The sequence below is a fragment of the Streptomyces sp. NPDC048417 genome, assembly GCF_040651615.1.
Lineage (GTDB): Bacteria > Actinomycetota > Actinomycetes > Streptomycetales > Streptomycetaceae > Streptomyces.
Genome location: NZ_JBEZKI010000013.1, coordinates 135379 through 150252, shown reverse-complemented (window position 1 = coordinate 150252; position 14874 = coordinate 135379). Strand labels below are relative to the sequence as shown.

Sequence of the window (14874 nt, the reverse complement as noted above, 5' to 3'; positions counted from 1 at the left end):
GAGGACGTCATGGATCTCCTCACAGGCTCAGCTCGGGGTGCAGCCGGTCCAGCGTCCACATCTGGCGGCGCCGGGCCGACAGGGCGGTGAGCGCAAGGGCGCCCACGGTGAACGCCGTCAGCACGGCGCAGGCCTGCCACACCGGTCCCAGTCCGCCGCCGGTGATCAGCCGCCGCAGCGCCGCCACGACGTAGCTCATCGGCAGGAACGGGTGGATCGCGTTGAAGAAGCCCGGGCTGGTCTGCACGGGATAGGTGCCGCCCGCCGACGTCAGCTGGAGCATCAGCAGCGCCAGCACCAGGATCCGGCCGGCTGCGCCGAAGCGGGCGTTCAGCCACTGCACGATCGCCGCGAAGCACGCCGTCACCAGGAACAGGAACCCGACCGTCCCGGCCGCGCGGGCCATCTCCAGACCGATCGCCCAGTGCAGGACGGCCATCAGGGCGGCCGTCTGGAGCACCCCGACCGCGACCACCGGCAGCCAGCCCGCCAGCGCGATCCGCCAGGCGGCCGAACCGGCCGCCAGGGCACGCCGGTTGAGCGGCTGGATCAGCATGTAGGCCACCATCGCACCGACCCACAGGGACAGCGGGATGAAGTACGGGGCGAACCCGGTGCCGTAGTTGGGCGCCTTGTGCAGGTCCTGGGAGGCGAGCTGGACCGGGTCGGCCATCACCTCGGTGCGCCGGTCGCGGTCGTTCTTGCCGTAGTCGGGGATCCGGGCGGCACCGTCGTGCAGACCGCCGGCGAGCTTGCCGGAGCCGTCGACGAGCTTGTACATCCCGCCGTTGAGGTCGTAGGCGCCGGTCTTGAGCTTGCCGACGCCCGTGTCCAGGCCGGTCGCGCCGGTCAGGGCCGTGCCGAGGCCGGTGTGCAGCTTCTCGGCGCCCGCGGCGACCTGGGCCGCGCCGTCGTTCAGCTTGTTGATCTTCTTGACGGCGTCGGCGACGTCCTCGGAGAGGTGCGGGGCCCGGTCGGCGAGGGCCTGGGCCTGCCGCTGGAGGGTGCCGAGGCCGGCGTCGAGCGTCTTCAGGTCGCCGTGCTGGTCCGCGATCAGCGTGTTGAGGTCGTCGGCGACCGCGGCCACGTCGTCGGCCGCGTCCCTGGCCTTCTTCAGGTCGGGACAGACCGGGTCGGTCAGCAGTTCGGCCGAGCAGCGGGCCCGGTAGACCTCGTCCAGCGTCTCGGCGGCCGTGTGCGCGCTCTTCGCGGCCGCCGGGGCCGCCTTCACCAGGACGCCCAGGTTGTCGCGGACGGTGCGCGCCGAGTCGGCGACCAGCCGTGCCGTGTCGCCGATGGTCCTCTCGTTGTCCTCCAGATACGGGCCGACCTTGCCGTAGACCCCGTTGACCTGGTCCGCGAGGGACTGGGTGCCGTCCGCGACCTGCTGGGAACCGTCCTCCAGCGTCCCCGCGCCCGCGTCCAGCTTCTTGATCCCCTTGGCGAGCTTGCCGCTGCCGGTCTTGGCGTCCTTCAGCCCGTCCGCGAGGTCCTTCGAGCCCTTCTCGGCCTTCCCGATGCCACCGGTGAGCGTGTCGGCGCCCTCGGCGGCCTTGACGGTCTGCCCGTGGATGTCGGCGAACGAGATGAAGATGCGGTCCAGGAAGGACCGGGACGCCTTGGCGGACGCGGCCGAGCGCACCTCGTTGAAGACCGTGCGGGAGATCTGGCCGACGATGTAGTTGTTCGCGTCGTTCGTACGCACCTGGAGCGCGCCGGTCTCCGGGGAGTCGCCCGCGCTGGAGGCGATGCGCGAGCTGAAGTCGGCGGGCATGGTCAGCGACAGGTAGTAGGTGCCGTTCTCGACACCCCGGCGCGCCTCGGCCGCGCTCACCTGGTGCCACTCGAACGTCCTGCTGTCCTCGAGGCCGTCCACGATGTCGTCGCCCGCGGTGATCTTTCCGCCGCTCGCGCTCGCCCCCTTGTCGTCGTTCACGAGCGCCACCGGGATGCGGTCCAGCCGGCCGTACGGATCCCAGAACGACCACAGGTAGAGCGCGCCGTACAGCAGCGGCAGCACCAGCAGGGCCACCAGGGCCGCGCGGGGCAGCCTGCCCCGTCCGAAGCGCCTGAGCTCAAGCGCGGCCAGTCGCGGTGAGCGCATCGCCGGCCTCCTCCCCGGTTCCGGTGCCTTCGGGCATCCCGGTCTCCTCTTCCTGGGCGGTCCCGGTGCGTACCACGACAGCCCCCTCCAGGGCCTCCTGGCACACCGCCACCACGGTCGTCCCGGCCGCGGCGATCGACGCCAACAGCGCCCGCACCTCGGTCCGTTCGGTCGGCGACAGCTTGAGGTCCGCGTCGTCCACGGCCAGCAGCCGCGGCTTGCCGACCAGTGCCAGCGCCACGGACAGCCGCAGCGCCTCGATCCGCTCCAGATCCCGTACGGCGGTCCGGGCGCCCTTCGGCAGTGCCTCCAGGTCGAGGCCGGCGGCGGCCAGAGCCTCCTCGGTCAACTGCCGCGCCTGTGCGCCCTTCTCGGCCCGGGGCCGCAGCAGGGCGCGCAGCGAGTCGCCGAACCGGCGCTGGAGCAGGGCCCGTTCACGCAGGTGCTCGCCCACGGTCAGGGCGGGTTCGAGGTCGGTGACCCCGGCGACGTTGGCCACCGCGCTGATCCGGCGCACGGCCGCCGGCTGTTTGGGCAGCCGGGCCTCGCCGACGGTCGCGATGCCCTCGGTGGCCCTCATCCGCCCGGTGAGGGCCAGCAGCAGACAGGTGCGGCCGGAGCCGGACGGCCCCTCCACCGCGATCAGTGCGCCGGGCCCGGCGTCCAGGGAGATCCCCCGGAACGCCCAGCCGCGCGGGCCCTCGAGCCCGAGCCGGTCGGCCGTGACAGGTACGCCGTGCACAGGTCCCCCCTGCCTTCCGAAGTATGGTCCGTATCGACTTCATTTTTGAACTGACTGGTCAGTGCAAAAACTAGCCCGAACTTGCGATCGAAGCAAAATCCCAGGTCAGAACGGATTGTCAGTGCCATACCTCACGATGGGCACATACGGCACCCCGTGTGAGGGAGCCGTCACCCAGACGACAGGAGGTTCGTCATGGCCAACTCCTCAGCGGCCGCCGCACACCGGCGCCGCGCCACCGGCCCTGCCCCCTCACTGACCGGCCCGGCGAGGGACGTGCACCCCGTGCTCCGCCGGGCCACGGCCCCGCCCGCCGCCCTCGACCTGCTCACCCAGGCCCGCGCCACCCTCGACGAGGCCGCACTCCTCGACACCGCCAACGAGCGCTATGCGACCGCCCATCTGGCCGCGCTGCGCACCGCGGCCGCCGTGCTCGCCGCCCGCGCCCGCCCCGAGACCTCGCCCCGGCGCCGGGCCCGCATCCGCAGCGCCTGGGAGGTGCTCCCCGAGGTCGCGCCCGAGCTCACCGAGTGGAGCGCCCTGTTCGCCTCCGGCGCCCGCCGCCGCGCCCGCGCCGAGGCGGGCATCCAGGGCGCGGCCGGCCGCCGCGACGCCGACGACCTGATACGGGACGTGGAGATGTTCCTCCGCATAGTCGAGCGGATGCTCGTCCTCCAGCCGGTGCTGCCGCAGCCCCGCCGACAGGACGGGGAGCGGCCCGACGGCGCCCCGGACAGGGGGCTGCCCGACGCGGGGTGACCGGGCGGGGCAGCTCAGGAGAGAGGGTGGCAGCGGAGGCAATAGGGTGGAGAGCGCCTGAAGCCTTCCTTCCTCCCGCACCCCGGGCCGGGGAGGCACCGAGTTCGCGCCGCCGGGCAACAGGCGGTGCCGCGCCGAGGAGTCAACTGCCGTGCCGGACCCCACACGACCCCGCGCTTCTCTCCGTACCGCCGTGGTCTGGGAGGTCCTTCAGGACGCTCTCGACCGCCGGGTCAAGGCCACCGGCCGGGAGGCGCTGGACGTCCTGGACACCGGCGGCGGCAGCGGCAACTTCGCCGTGCCCCTCGCCCGCCTCGGCCACCGTGTCACCGTGGTCGACCCCAGCCCGAACGCGCTGTTCGCGCTGGAGCGCCGCGCCGCCGAGGCCGGCGTCGCCGACCGGGTCAAGGGCGTCCAGGGCGACGTCCTCGGCCTGTTCGACGTGGTCGAGCGCGGCGGCCACGACGTGGTGCTCTGCCACGGCGTCCTGGAGTACGTCGACGACCCGGCCGAGGGCGTGCGCAACACGGTGGCCGCGCTGCGCTCCGAGGGCGTCCTCAGCCTGCTCGCCGCCGGGCTCGGCGGGGCCGTGGTCGCGCGGGCCCTCGCCGGGCACTTCAAGGAGGCCCGGCAGGCCCTCGACGACCCCGACGGCCGCTGGGGCAGCGGCGACCCCATGCCGCGCCGCTTCACCGCCGAGCAGCTCACCGGCCTGGTCGAGGGCGCGGGCCTGTCCGTCGCCGCCGTGCACGGCGTGCGGGTCTTCGCCGACCTGGTACCAGGCGTCCTGGTGGACACCGAGCCCGGCGCTCTCGACGCCCTGCTGAAGCTGGAGGCCGCCGCGGCCGAGCTCCCGGCCTTCCACGCCGTCGCCACCCAGCTCCATGTGCTCGGCGAGACTCCGGGTGCGGCCGGGGCCTGAGATCCTCCTGAGACGAGCCCGCTGATCAGGGGCTCGGCAGCGGATGGAGTACGCCACAGGCCCCCCGATCGAGGGGTTTGCGCCGTATGATCGAGGGAGACCGCTCGGCATGACGGGACGGCCGTTGGGGAATGGAAGCCTCAGCGAGCCGGAACGCCCATGTCGGATTCCGGTTGGCCAATTGGCCTAGAGGGGCGGGTTTCACGGGGGCGATTCCCTGCCTATCCTGAAGGGACCCCCCGGGTCGCCCTGGCGACTGCACGATGAGGAGGACGCCGTGCCGCTCTCGGAGCACGAGCAGCGAATGCTTGAGCAGATGGAGCGAGCGCTGTACGCCGAAGACCCCAAGTTCGCGACAGCGCTTGAGGGAAGCGGGCTGCGGACGTACACCCGGCGACGGGTCTACCAGGCGGCCGCGGGCTTCCTCGTGGGTATCGCGCTCCTCATGGCCGGAATGGTCGCAAAGCAGATCTGGGTCAGCGTGGTGGGCTTCCTCGTCATGCTGGGCTGCGCGGTCCTTGTCGTCACCGGCTGGCGCAAGGCCCCCAAGCCCGGCGAACAGCCCGCGGGAGGCCCGCAGGCCCGCCGTCAGAGTCGGCCGAGGCGCTCGATGATGAACCGCATCGAGGAGCGCTGGCAGCGCCGCCGCGACGAGCAGGGCCACTAGAGCTTCGCCGAACAGGCAGAGAACAGGCAGAACAGAGCGCGACTGAGGGGTGACCACCCACCGGGTGATCACCCCTCAGTCATGTCCGCGGGCCGCCTGCCCGGTCAGCCTGCCTGTCGGTCAGCCCTGCTGCCCCGACGGCTTCCGCAGCGTCGGCCGGTAGGCCGCAACCCGTCCCCGCAGCCGCGCCCACCCGGCCGACATCGCCCACACCACGCGCACGGCCGACCTCGGCAGGAGCAGCGCTCTGAAGTGGGTGAGGCCACTCGCCGGGCCGTCCAGTCCGACCGCCACCCGGCGGACGTCGTCCGCGATCCCCGGCGTCAGCCGCGACAGCGGCGCGTACAGCACCTGCTCGACCGCGTCCGCGACCCGGTGCGCCGAAGCAGCCGACACCGGGTCGAGACGGCCCAGGCGGACGATCCGGGCGGCCGTCCCGCGCGGGGTCTGTGACTCGTCCGGCAGGATGCCGAAGTCCCATGCCGTGTCGATCAGTTCCAGCCAGACCGCCAGGGTGTGCGCCGCGATGCCCTCCTCGGTCCGCGCATACGAACCGAGCCGCTTCGCCCGCACCCGCTGCCGCCACAGCATCGGCGACAGCAGCAGCGCCACCACGGCGATACCGCCGAGCGCCCCCAGCGGCCACCGCAGGGACGTCCCGCCTCCGTCGCCGTCCGTCACCGCACCCGCTGCCGACGGGCTCGCGCAGCCGTCGAGCTTGCGCTGCTGGGCCGTGCAGCTCTCACTCGCCGAGGCCGACGCCGACGGCGCCGCCGAGGCGCCCGTGGAGGGCACGGCCTGGTCCGGCACCGAGGAGCCGGGGCTGTCCGAGACGGTGTACGACGGCGTCGTGCCCCGGGTCGGGGTCGGCTCGAAGCGGGTCCAGCCCACGCCCTCGAAGTACAGCTCCGGCCAGGCGTGCGCGTCCTTCAGCCCCACCGAGACCGTGCCGTCGGCCTGCGGGGTGCCGGGCGCGAAGCCCACCGCGACCCGGGCCGGGATGCCCAGCGTCCGGGCCATCGTGGCCATCGCGAAGGAGAAGTGCACGCAGAAGCCGCGCTTCTGCTTCAGGAAGTTCGCGATCGCGCCCTCGCCCCGGCCGACCTGCACCTGGGTGTCGTACTGGAAGCCGCCGTTCACCGCGAAGTAGTCCTGGAGCTTGACCGCCTCCTCGTAGTGGTTCGTCGCGCCCGCGGTGACGTCCTGGGCCGTCCGCGCCACCACCGACGGCAGCGAGGAGGGCACCTTGGTGTACTCCTTCTTCATGGCGGCCGTCGGCTCCGGCGCCGCGGCCAGCTGCTCCGCCGTCGGCTGCACGTCCAGGCTGGTGACCTGGTAGGTCTCACCGCGCGTGTTCTGCCCGTGGTCGCCGACCAGCGTCATCCCGACGGGCTCGTAGCGCCAGGTGCCGGCGATCTTCACGCCGCTCGGCGGGTACGGCATCGGCAGCCAGTCCTGGGCGTACCAGTCGGCGGCCGAGATGGTGGTCCGCACCGTCGCCCGCTTGATGTCGCCGCCCAGGCCGGCCGGGGTCGGGAAGGTGTCCGGGACGCCGGTGATGTGCCGCTGGGCCGGCTTCCAGGTGGTGCCGTCGAAGTCGTCCAGCGAGACGATCCGCAGATACAGGTCGGAGACGTCGGCGGTGCTGGTCCGTACGGACAGCACCTGACGGTCCTCGTCCACGTTGAGGCTGTCCCGCAGCGACACCAGGGGGTTGACCGCGGAGATCGTGCCGCCGTTCCCGGCGCCCACGCCGACGCCGTTCCCGGTGCCGTCCAGCAGGCCGCCCTGGATCGAGGGCATCACGAACGGCACGAACAGGGCCACGCTCAGCACGGCGAAGCCGATCCGGCGGCCGGTGCGCACCGGGGCCACCGCGCCGCTCTCCTGGCCGCCCGGGACGCGTGAGACCCCGCCGAACACCCGGCCCCACTGAGAGAGCCGGTCCCGGCCCTCGGCGAGCAGGAGCAGCAGATAGCCGGCCGCGGCCACCAGGAACCAGAGCCAGTCGGTCGGCTCGTCGGACAGGCCCGCCGCCACCGAGTACAGCGCGAGCAGCGGCAGTCCGGCCGGGGCCGCGCTGCGGAAGGTCACCGCGAGGGTGTCCACGATCAGCCCGACGACCAGTACCCCGCCGACCAGCATCAGCCGGATGCCGTCCGACAGCGGCGCGGGTATCGCATACCGGCTGACGTCCTCGGAGCCCTGCTGGAGCAGGTCGGCGAAGTACCGGAAGGTGTCCGGGCCGGGGATCAGCCCGGCGACGGCGTGGCCCCGGGCGAAGACCACGGTCAGCATCAGCAGAGTGACCAGGGCCTGCGCGGCCACGGTGAGTGGCCGGGCCAGCGGCACCCGGCGCGCGGCCGCGCCCACGCCGGTCTGGATCGCCACCAGGAAGGCCGCCTGGAACATCCAGGTCCTCGGAGAGACCAGGGGCAGCAGGGCACAGGACGCCATCAGCGTCGCCGCCGCCGCGGTCAGGGCCAGTCGGGCCCGTCCGCTCATCACCGGGCCTCCCCGCCCGCCGTGGCCACCGAGAGACGCTCCCGGTCGGCCTGCTGCCACAGCTCGGCCAGCGGGGCGCCGCGCGGCACGCCGACCACCGTCCAGCCGGACTCGCGCAGCAGCCGCAGCCCCTCCTCGTGGGCGTTGCCCGGCGCGGCCACGTCGGTGGGCTCCCGCACCCAGGTGCCCGGGTCCAGGACGAAGGCGACGGCACCGCCGCTGCGCTGGCGCATCTTCGTGGCCATCGCCGCCTGCTCCTCGTCGAGGTCGCCCAGGAAGGCCACCAGCAGCCCCTCGTTCCCGCCGCGCAGCACGTCGTAGGCCCGGGACAGGCCGGCGCCGTCCGAGTGGTCGATCACGGCCAGGGTGTCCATCAGCAGTCCGGCCGCGTCCGCGGAATCCTGGCCGGAGCCCGCGAAACCGTCGGCGCCCTCACCGGGCACCGCGCTGCCGGTGTCCGTCAACAGCCGGACCGAGTAGCCGCGTTCGAGCATGTGGACCAGGACCGAGGCGGCGCCGGAGACCGCCCATTCGAACGCCGAGTCGGGGCCCGCGCCCTCGTAGGCGATGCCCCGGGTGTCAAGCAGCACCGTGCAGCGGGCGCGCTGCGGCTGCTCCTCGCGGCGCACCATCAGCTCGCCGTAGCGGGCGGTGGAGCGCCAGTGCACCCGGCGCAGGTCGTCGCCGTACCGGTAGCCGCGCGGAATCACGTCGTCCTCGCCGGCCAGGGCCAGGGAGCGCTGCCGCCCGTCGCCGTACCCCTTCGCCTCGCCGCCGAGCCGGATCGGCGACAGCGGCTCCACCTTCGGGATGACGGTCAGGGTGTCGAAGGTCGAGAAGGACCGGGTCAGTTCGCACATCCCGAACGGGTCGGTCAGGCGCAGCTGGAGCGGCCCCAGCGGATAGCGCCCGCGCAGGTCCGAGCGGACCCGGTAGGAGACCTCCCGGCGGCCGCCCGGCTCGACCCGGTCCAGGACGAAGCGCGGGCGCGGGCCGAGGACGTAGGGCACCCGGTCCTGGAGCATCAGCAGGCCGGTGGGCAGCCGCGAGACGTTGTCCATCCGCAGATGGACCCGGGCCTCGCTGCCGGCCGGTACCCGCGAGGGGGAGAGCCGGCGGCTGCCGGCCACCCGGTAGCGGGTGCGGTAGAGCACGGCCGCGCAGATCAGCGGCAGCACGGCGAGCAGCAGCCCGACCCGGCGCAGATCGCTCTGGCCGAGTACGTACGCGCAGATCACCGCCGCGATGCCGGCCGCCAGGAAGGAGCGGCCACGGGTGGTCAGCCCGGCCAGGGCCGTGCGGAGGCCGCCCGACTCCTCGCGGTCGGCCTCCGCCGGGGCGCTCATCACAGACTCCGCGGGGGCTGCTGGGGATAGGCCGGCACGCCCCGGCCCAGACCGCCGAAGCCGCTCTGCTGCCCGGGGGCCGCGGGCACCGGGGTCTGCTGCAGGATCTCCTGCACCACCTGCTCGGCGGTGCGCCGGTTGAGCTGGGCCTGCGCGGTGGGCAGCAGCCGGTGGGCCAGCACCGCCACGGCGAGCGCCTGCACGTCGTCCGGCAGCGCGTACTCCCGGCCGCTCAGGGCGGCGGACGCCTTCGCCGCGCGCAGCAGATGCAGCGTCGCGCGCGGGGAGGCGCCGAGTCTGAGGTCGGGGTGGGTACGGGTGGCGGAGACCAGGTCCACCGCGTACCGCCGGACCGTCTCGGCGACGTGGACGCCCCGCACGGTCTCGACGAGCTTCACGATGTCGTGCGCGTGCGCCACCGGCTGGAGGTCCTCCAGGGGGCTCGCCCCGCCGTGGATGTCGAGCATCTGCAACTCGGCCTCCACGCTGGGGTAGCCGACCGAGACGCGGGCCATGAAGCGGTCGCGCTGTGCCTCCGGCAGCGGGTAGGTGCCCTCCATCTCGACCGGGTTCTGGGTGGCCACCACCATGAACGGGCTGGGCAGTTCATAGGTCTGCCCGTCGATGGTGACCTGCCGCTCCTCCATCGACTCCAGCAGCGCGGACTGGGTCTTGGGCGAGGCGCGGTTGATCTCGTCGCCGATCACGATCTGGGCGAAGATGGCGCCCGGTTTGAACTCGAAGTCCCGGCGCTGCTGGTCCCAGATGGACACGCCGGTGATGTCCGACGGCAGCAGGTCGGGCGTGAACTGGATGCGTCGCACCGAACAGTCGATGGACCGCGCCAGCGCCTTCGCCAGCATCGTCTTGCCCACGCCGGGGACGTCCTCGATCAGAAGATGTCCCTCGGCCAGCAGCACGGTCAGCGAAAGCCGTACGACCTCGGGCTTGCCCTCGATCACACCCTCTACCGAACTGCGGACCCGCTCCACAGTGGCGGTCAGATCAGTAAGGCTCGCTCGATCGTCATAGGTCGTCACCCGGCCCTCCTCGGCCCTTCATTGCCCGGGCCGGCGCTCTGTCAGCGGAACCGGCCCACCCCGAAACACGGACACCACGCGTGAATAGTTCCGCGCGACGTCCCACACCGCATTCTTGCTGCCGTTACCGATTCGTGTCACTCGCCTGTGGACAACTGCCCGCACTATGTCGGTCTTACGACCTTTCGACCGTGTATTCGACAGCGTCCTGACAGGGTACGGCGGCGGTTTTCGGGGCGGGCGGTCCGTCCGAGCCGGCCGGCTCAGGCCGGGTCGACCTCGCGCAGCAGGCCGGTGCGGACGTCGAAGACGAAGCCGCGTACGTCGTCGGTGTGGAGCAGGAACGGCGAGGTGCGCACCCGCTGCATGGACTGCCGTACGTCCTGGTCGACGTCCCGGAAGGACTCCACCGCCCAGGCCGGGCGCTGGCCGACCTCCATCTCCAGCTCGGTGCGGAAGTCCTCGGTGAGGGCCTCCAGGCCGCAGCCGGTGTGGTGGATGAGGACCACGCTGCGGGTGCCGAGCTTGCGCTGGCTGACGGTGAGCGAGCGGATCACGTCGTCGGTGACCACACCGCCGGCGTTGCGGATGGTGTGACAGTCGCCGAGGTGCAGGCCGAGCGCCTTGTGCAGGTCGATACGGGCGTCCATACAGGACACCACGGCCACATGCAGCACGGGCCGGGCGTCCATACCGGGGTCTGTGAAGGCTGCGGCGTACGTACGGTTGGCGTCGACCAGGCGATCCGTCACGGTGCCGCCGTCGGTTATGGCGCCTTCGGGTCCAGTGGGAGCTGCTGCGGAAGTCGTCATAGACACGACGGTACTGGTCACGGGCGGTCGGAGCCTGCTGTGAGAGGGCACAAAGAACGTCATCGTGGCTTGTTGTGAGCTACCCCACACGGAGGGCAAACCGGGTCCGTACGGGTGATTCCTTTCCAATCGCCGGCCCCGCCGCCATGCCGTACGCGCCGCGCAGGCCGGTTGATTGACCGGGCGACACGGTGGACTAAAGTGACGCGAAGCGGGAGGCGAGGCTCTCCCCGCTGGTGAAATCCCCTGGAGACCCCGGCACGGCGCCCGGACCGTCTCCCCACGTGCGCGGCGCGCGTACCGAGCGGGCGGGGACCCGGCGGTGCGTATCTCCCGCCCGGACCTGAGAGGCCCCCAAGAATGCAAGGGCGCGAAGCGCTTCCGAACAAGGGCGGTGGCGGGCGACCGGAGGGCGAGAGCCGACACGTCCCGGTGATGCTCCAGCGGTGCCTGGACCTGCTGGCACCTGCCCTGGAGGCGCCGGGCAGCGTGGTCGTCGACTGCACCCTCGGCCTAGGCGGTCACAGCGAGGCGCTGCTGACCCGCTTCCCCGAGGCCCGTCTGGTCGCCCTGGACCGTGACAAGGAGGCGCTGCGCCTGTCCGGCGAACGCCTCGCCCCCTTCGGCGACCGCGCCACCCTGGTGCACGCCGTGTACGACGAGCTGCCCGGGGTACTCGAACGTCTCGGCATCGCGCGCGTGCAGGGCGTGTTGTTCGACCTCGGTGTCTCCTCCATGCAACTCGACGAGGCGGACCGCGGCTTCGCCTACGCCCAGGACGCTCCCTTGGACATGCGCATGGACCAGACGACCGGCATCAGCGCCGCCGAGGTCCTCAACACCTATCCGGCCGGCGACCTCGTGCGCATCCTGTTCGCGTACGGCGAGGAGAAGCAGGCCAAGCGGATCGTCTCGGCGATCGTCCGGGAACGCGAGAAGGAGCCGTTCAGCAACAGCGCCCGGCTCGTCGAGCTGATCCGGGACTCCCTGCCGCAGGCCGCCAAGCGCACCGGGGGCAACCCGGCCAAGCGCACCTTCCAGGCCCTGCGCATCGAGGTCAACGGCGAACTGGCCGTCCTGGAAAGGGCGATCCCGGCCGCGGTGAAGGCCCTCGCGGTCGGCGGTCGGATCGCCGTACTGTCGTACCACTCGCTCGAAGACCGCCTCGTCAAGCAGGTGTTCGCGGCCGGTGCCGCCACCACCGCGCCACCCGGACTGCCGGTCGTGCCCGAGCAGTACCAGCCCCGGCTCAAGCTGCTCACGCGCGGTGCCGAACTTCCCACCGAGGAAGAGGTCGCCGAGAACCGCCGGGCCGCCCCCGCGCGTCTTCGAGGGGCCCAGCGCATCAGGGAGTCCATCGAATGAGCGGCGTGAGCACGCGGGGTTTCCGGACCCACCGGAGGACACGTGAGTAGGAAACCCGAGCTGAAAGGGCGGGCCGCCCGGCTCGCCCGGCTCTTTCCGGTCGGCCGGGCCAACCAGGCCGCCCGCACCCCGTTCGTCCTGCTGGTCGTCCTGCTGCTCGGCGGCGGCCTGATCGGCCTGCTGGTGCTGAACTCGGCGCTCAGCGAGGGCTCGTTCAGACTCGACGACCTGCAGAAGCAGACCAAGAACCTCACCGACGAGGAACAGGCCCTGCAGCGGGACATCGACGCCTACTCGGCCCCCGACGCCCTCCAGCGCCGGGCCCGCGAGCTCGGCATGGTCCCCGGCGGCGACCCGGCCTTCCTCGGCTCCGACGGCACCGTCAAGGGCGTCCCCAGCTCCGCCGCTCTGCGGGGGACCACCCAGCCGCCCGCCCCCGAGGCCATCGGCACGCCGTCCGTCGCCGTACCGACGCCGGCCGTCTCCGCTCCGGTGACCGCACCGACGCCCACGCCGGTCACCACACCGGTGACGGCCCCGACGCCGGCACTCACGCCCGTGACGACCCCGACCACGACCCCCGGCAGGTGACGGAAGTGCCAGACACTTCTGGAGAAAGGCAATCGCCGCGCCGCCGCGTGCCCGGCCCCGCCAGGCCGCCACGCCCCCGAGAGCCCCGGGGCGCGGTCCGGCGCGGGCCCGGCCCCGGCGCCCGCCCGGTCCGCCGCCCGAGCGCGTCGCGCCCCCCGGCCCAGCGCCCCCTGCGGCTCGGCAGCCCCCGCCCCCGGCTGCGCATGGTCGGCTTCGCCCTGACCCTGGTGCTGCTGATCTTCGTCGGACGGCTGCTCCAGGTGCAGGCCGTCGACGCCAGCGCGTACGCCGCCAAGGCCGAACAGAACCGGTACGTCGTGCACACCCTGGCCGCCGCGCGCGGCGGGATCACCGACCGCAACGGCGTGGCGCTGGCGATCAGCGAGGACGCGTACGACATCACCGCCGACCCCACGATGTTCACCCGCAAGCAGCTCAAGGTGGACAACGGCCCCGAGCAGGCCGCCGCGCTGCTCGCCCCGATCCTCGGCAAGGGCCAGGCCGACCTCGTCAAGCTGCTGCGGCCCGAGAACAGGGAACTGCGCTACGTCCGGCTCGCCACCCGGCAGACCCCGCAGGTCTGGAAGCAGATCAAGGACCTGAAGACCGCGCTCACCAACAAGGCCGACACCGACAGCGGCACCGTCAACGTGCTCGCCGGTGTCTTCGCCGACCCCAGCAGCCAGCGCGTGTACCCGAACGGTGACCTGGCCGCCGGGATACTGGGCTGGGTCAACGCCGACGGCAAGGGCGGCGGCGGTGTCGAGCAGCAGCTCGACAAGCAGCTGACCGGCAAGGACGGCAAGATCCGCTACGCCCAGTCCGGCGGCCGTGAGGTGCCCACCGCGGGCTCCACGGAGACCCCGGCCGTGCCCGGCTCGGACGTCGAGCTGACCATCGACCGGGACATCCAGTGGGCCGCGCAGAACGCCATCACCGAGCAGGTCCAGAAGTCCAAGGCGGACCGCGGCTATGTGGTGGTCCAGGACACCAGGACCGGGCAGATCCTGGCGATGGCCAACTCGCCCGGCTTCGACCCGAACGACCTCTCGACGGCCGATGCCGCCGCGATGGGCAACGCGGCCCTCCAGGACGCCTATGAGCCCGGCTCCACCGCCAAGGTGATGTCGATGGCGGCCGTCCTGGAGGAGAACGCGGCCACCCCGCTCACCCATGTGGTGGTGCCCAACCGGCTGCACCGCGGCGACCGGCTCTTCAAGGACGACGTCGACCACGCGACCTGGTACCTCACGCTCAACGGCGTGCTCGCCAAGTCCAGCAACATCGGCACCATCCTCGCCACCGGCCAGCTCGGCAAGACCCAGGAGCAGGCCAACCAGGTCCTCTACTCGTATCTGCGCAAGTTCGGCATCGGCGGCTACACCGGGCTCGGCTTCCCCGGCGAGACCCGGGGCATCCTGGCCGCCCCGGGCAAGTGGTCGACCTCGCAGCAGTACACGATCCCTTTCGGCCAGGGTTTCTCCATCAACGCCATGCAGGCGGCCTCCGTCTACTCGACCATCGCCAACGGCGGAGTCCGGGTCGAGCCGACCCTGGTGCGCGGCTCCAAGGGTGCCGACGGCCGCTTCGCCCCGGCCGCGCAGCCCAAGAAGACCCGCGTGGTCAGTGAGAAGACGGCCAAGACCCTTGCCGGGATGCTGGAGTCCGTCGTGGACGACGAGCAGGGCACCGGCGCCAAGGCCGCCATCCCCGGCTACAACGTCGCGGGCAAGACCGGCACCGCCAACCGGGTGGATCCGGCCACCGGCCGATACCGCGGCTACACCTCGTCGTTCGCCGGGTTCGCGCCCGCGGACAACCCCCGCATCACCGTCTACTGCGCCATCCAGAACGCCACCGCCGGCAGCTACTTCGGCGGCCAGATCTGCGGCCCGATCTACAAGCAGGTGATGGAGTTCGCCCTGAAGACCCTGCAGATCCCGCCGACCGGCGCCAAGGCGGCGAACCTGCCCGTCGACTACAAGCCCTGATCAGCGCCCCAGCTTTCGGAAAGACCTCCA

Annotated in this window: 12 protein-coding genes; 6 read left to right on the top strand and 6 right to left on the bottom strand. The window is 72.3% G+C overall.

Annotated elements, in window-relative coordinates:
- Positions 1-19: 19 nt before the first annotated feature.
- On the bottom strand, positions 20-2104 hold the full coding sequence (locus tag AB0D59_RS21595; protein WP_362567541.1) for a YhgE/Pip domain-containing protein: 2085 nt from the start codon (positions 2102-2104) through the stop codon (positions 20-22).
- Positions 2076-2846 (bottom strand): ATP-binding cassette domain-containing protein, encoded by a 771-nt coding sequence (locus AB0D59_RS21590; protein WP_362567538.1) that lies wholly within the window; start codon positions 2844-2846, stop codon positions 2076-2078. Before AB0D59_RS21590 ends, AB0D59_RS21595 begins: the two co-directional genes overlap by 29 nt.
- 195 nt (positions 2847-3041) lie before the next feature.
- Here AB0D59_RS21590 and AB0D59_RS21585 point away from each other — a divergent pair, with 195 nt between their 5' ends.
- The 3 genes from AB0D59_RS21585 to AB0D59_RS21575 all read left to right on the top strand — a co-directional run bounded on the left by AB0D59_RS21585 (position 3042) and on the right by AB0D59_RS21575 (position 5194).
- Positions 3042-3605 (top strand): SAV_6107 family HEPN domain-containing protein, encoded by a 564-nt coding sequence (locus tag AB0D59_RS21585; protein ID WP_362567535.1) that lies wholly within the window; start codon positions 3042-3044, stop codon positions 3603-3605.
- 151 nt (positions 3606-3756) lie between these two features.
- Complete coding sequence (locus AB0D59_RS21580) at positions 3757-4527, top strand: methyltransferase (RefSeq protein WP_362567532.1); 771 nt, start codon at positions 3757-3759, stop codon at positions 4525-4527.
- Between the two features lie 277 nt (positions 4528-4804).
- Positions 4805-5194, top strand: coding sequence for a DUF3040 domain-containing protein (locus AB0D59_RS21575; RefSeq protein ID WP_362567529.1), 390 nt, complete (start codon positions 4805-4807; stop codon positions 5192-5194).
- A gap of 120 nt (positions 5195-5314) precedes the next feature.
- Here AB0D59_RS21575 and AB0D59_RS21570 read toward each other — a convergent pair whose 3' ends face one another.
- The 4 genes from AB0D59_RS21570 to AB0D59_RS21555 all read right to left on the bottom strand — a co-directional run bounded on the left by AB0D59_RS21570 (position 5315) and on the right by AB0D59_RS21555 (position 10897).
- Positions 5315-7699: a DUF3488 and transglutaminase-like domain-containing protein gene (locus AB0D59_RS21570; protein WP_362567526.1), complete on the bottom strand. Its 2385-nt coding sequence runs from the start codon at positions 7697-7699 to the stop codon at positions 5315-5317.
- The gene (locus AB0D59_RS21565) at positions 7699-9045 is read right to left on the bottom strand and encodes a DUF58 domain-containing protein (RefSeq protein ID WP_362567523.1); all 1347 of its coding nucleotides are present in this window, start codon (positions 9043-9045) and stop codon (positions 7699-7701) included. Before AB0D59_RS21565 ends, AB0D59_RS21570 begins: the two co-directional genes overlap by 1 nt.
- Complete coding sequence (locus AB0D59_RS21560) at positions 9045-10085, bottom strand: MoxR family ATPase (RefSeq protein WP_362567520.1); 1041 nt, start codon at positions 10083-10085, stop codon at positions 9045-9047. Before AB0D59_RS21560 ends, AB0D59_RS21565 begins: the two co-directional genes overlap by 1 nt.
- Positions 10086-10348: 263 nt before the next feature.
- On the bottom strand, positions 10349-10897 hold the full coding sequence (locus tag AB0D59_RS21555; protein ID WP_362567517.1) for a carbonic anhydrase: 549 nt from the start codon (positions 10895-10897) through the stop codon (positions 10349-10351).
- A gap of 360 nt (positions 10898-11257) precedes the next feature.
- Here AB0D59_RS21555 and rsmH point away from each other — a divergent pair, with 360 nt between their 5' ends.
- The 3 genes from rsmH to AB0D59_RS21540 are packed head-to-tail and all read left to right on the top strand — an operon-like array spanning position 11258 to position 14844.
- Positions 11258-12262, top strand: coding sequence for a 16S rRNA (cytosine(1402)-N(4))-methyltransferase RsmH (gene rsmH, locus AB0D59_RS21550; protein WP_362567514.1), 1005 nt, complete (start codon positions 11258-11260; stop codon positions 12260-12262).
- A 42-nt stretch (positions 12263-12304) separates the two neighbouring features.
- A complete protein-coding gene (locus AB0D59_RS21545; RefSeq protein ID WP_362567511.1) occupies positions 12305-12853 on the top strand; it encodes a septum formation initiator family protein in 549 nt (182 codons plus the stop codon).
- A 5-nt stretch (positions 12854-12858) separates the two neighbouring features.
- Positions 12859-14844 carry a penicillin-binding protein 2 gene (locus tag AB0D59_RS21540; RefSeq protein ID WP_362567509.1) on the top strand — a complete coding sequence of 662 codons (1986 nt, stop codon included), beginning with the start codon at positions 12859-12861 and terminating at the stop codon, positions 14842-14844.
- Positions 14845-14874 lie beyond the last annotated feature (30 nt).

Excerpts from the sequence above, each read along its gene's own strand:
- AB0D59_RS21595 (WP_362567541.1), bottom strand. The coding sequence starts at position 2,104 with ATGCGCTCACCGCGACTGGCCGCGCTTGAGCTCAGGCGCTTCGGACGG.
- AB0D59_RS21585 (WP_362567535.1), top strand. The coding sequence starts at position 3,042 with ATGGCCAACTCCTCAGCGGCCGCCGCACACCGGCGCCGCGCCACCGGC.
- AB0D59_RS21570 (WP_362567526.1), bottom strand. The coding sequence starts at position 7,699 with ATGAGCGGACGGGCCCGACTGGCCCTGACCGCGGCGGCGGCGACGCTG.
- AB0D59_RS21565 (WP_362567523.1), bottom strand. The coding sequence starts at position 9,045 with ATGAGCGCCCCGGCGGAGGCCGACCGCGAGGAGTCGGGCGGCCTCCGC.
- AB0D59_RS21555 (WP_362567517.1), bottom strand. The coding sequence starts at position 10,897 with ATGACGACTTCCGCAGCAGCTCCCACTGGACCCGAAGGCGCCATAACC.
- rsmH (WP_362567514.1), top strand. The coding sequence starts at position 11,258 with ATGCAAGGGCGCGAAGCGCTTCCGAACAAGGGCGGTGGCGGGCGACCG.